Here is a 1,357-nt window from a genome sequence, read left to right on the forward strand (position 1 = left end):
TTCGCTGTTGAACTCTGTGTTTTGAAGCACTTAATTCAACCTCACTCGGTGACCGCTTTCGCTGTCTGCCGTGTCAGTGGATGCGCATTATAGGCACCACAAGATTTTGTGCAACCCCTTTTTTAACGTTATTTGGTATTTTTGATTTGTTTGCAGATAATTTAGCCTGACCAGCTAGTTTTTAAGCATTATACTGTCATTAACCATGAATATATAAGGAATGTTATGTCTACAAATGTAAGAACTTATCAAGGAATTCACCCAAATTTAGCTGATAATGTCTATGTTGATGAATCTGCAGTACTGGTTGGCGACATCAAATTAGACCACGACGCGAGTGTTTGGCCATTAGTTGCTGCCCGTGGTGACGTTAATAAAATTCGTATCGGTAAACGCAGTAATGTGCAAGATGGCAGTATATTACATGTCACTCGTAAGTCAGCAGCTAATCCTGATGGTCACCCGTTGATTATCGGTGACGATGTGACGATTGGGCATAAGGCAATGTTACACGGTTGCAAGATTGGCCATAGAGTATTAATAGGTATGGGGGCTATTTTACTTGATGGTGCAATTGTAGAAGATGATGTTATTGTTGGTGCAGGTTCACTAGTTCCACCCAACAAAGTTTTGCAGAGCGGCTATTTATATGTAGGAAGCCCATGTAAACAAGTGAGGCCATTAACTGAAGCTGAACGGGCATTTTTACCACAGTCTGCGGATAACTATGTCCGTTTAAAAAATGAATACCTAGTTGATTTGCAACAGTAGATCCTATGCTTATACGAAATGGACCAATTCTATTTGACTCCATTTCGTTTAAACCTATTTAAAACAATCGCCCACACACATTTTTGTATGTATGTGCTGATTAATGTTATTTTCATACGTATAATAGATAAGTTATTTGCTTACGTTGTATTATTTACCTTATATTGAAATCGACGCTGCAAGCGCTGCAATGACTAACTCTATTAATTCTAAGATCAATAAACCTACGTTAGTGAGAATTAATTTGTATTACCTGTTCAAGGATGATTTAAGTGCTGTCGAAGGATTACATTAACAACAAACACCTTACCTACATCGACTTTAAGAGTCATCTTCTACTATTTTCCGTGTCTTTATTGTTGTTCATTATTATCTTGGTATTCGCGATCCCTGATACCATATCATATGTATACATAATACTTATTTGTGCTATATACACCTTTAGTTATGGCATCACTTACCAGGGCGAGATCGTGAACGTTTTTCAATCAACTTAACACACGATTTGACGTTAACATTTAGCTATGATCTTATACTCCCTTTTTTCGGGAGCTCACCATGCATATTGACCACTTCAAAGAGACTT

Annotated in this window: 1 protein-coding gene; it reads left to right on the forward strand. The window is 37.6% G+C overall.

Going from position 1 to position 1,357, the window contains the following annotated elements; all coding sequences use genetic code 11:
• The first annotated feature begins 225 nt into the window (after positions 1-225).
• Positions 226-771: a gamma carbonic anhydrase family protein gene (locus ACWXWT_RS20505; RefSeq protein WP_456043405.1), complete on the forward strand. Its 546-nt coding sequence runs from the start codon at positions 226-228 to the stop codon at positions 769-771.
• The last annotated feature ends 586 nt before the right edge of the window (positions 772-1,357 follow it).

The organism is Shewanella sp. A22 (assembly GCF_053850585.1).